We start from the raw sequence: 765 nt of genomic DNA, 5'->3' as shown, positions 1-765 counted from the left end.
TCACCGTCGAGCGACCAGTTCTTGCTCAGGAACTTGCCCAGGCCGATCGCGCCGAACGGAGCGTTGCGGGTGCCGCGGTCGTTGTCCTGGACGTTCATGCCGGCCGAGCCGGTCAGGTACCAGCGGTCGTCGAAATCCTGGGCGCTGGCCACCTGCGAAAAAGCCAAGCCCGCCAGCAGTGCGGTGCTCAACATACGGATCTTCATTCTGTAACTCCTTCAGATCGATCGGAACGGGGGGTGATCGGGACTGTGTGATCGGAACAGTCTTCTGCGGCGCTGACTCTATGACAGAGACACTTTCAGCACTGGCAAGGCCTAGCACCGCGGTCACTGGCGGGGGGATCATACACGGTCAAGATGATTGTTAATACCACTTAACGTAGTTCAGTCGGGGGGCGAACCGTTTTGTGTGTAACGCGTCCGCAAGCAATACGTCCACCCGGGTTTAGCCGCGCCGACGAACGGTCGATATTCGCTAATAAAATGGGTTGGTCGTCGTAGTTTCAGGGGAATCGGGAATCGGGAATCGGGAATCGGGAATCGGGAATCGGGAATCGGGAATCGGGAATCGGGAACAGCAAAGCACCACCACTCCTGCTTTGTCCCTGCTTTTGCGAATCTCGAATCCCCAATCCCGGCCCCAAAAAAACGAAGCCCGGCACAAGGCCGGGCTTCGAAGTGTCGCAGTGCGGGTTCCGAAGAACCCGCGGATGTCGCTTAGTTCTGAACGTTCAACTCGGTGCGGCGGTTCTTCTCGCTCTTG

Annotated in this window: 1 pseudogene; it reads right to left on the bottom strand. The window is 58.0% G+C overall.

The features are described 5' to 3' along the window. A pseudogene (locus AC3A4T_RS24515) lies at positions 1–206 on the bottom strand (OmpA family protein); the annotation flags it as partial. Positions 207–765 lie beyond the last annotated feature (559 nt).

Source organism: Lysobacter sp. Soil_N_51 (assembly GCF_057655755.1).
The sequence above is the reverse complement of the archived record's forward strand: the minus strand, read 5'-3'. Positions and strand labels throughout refer to the sequence as shown.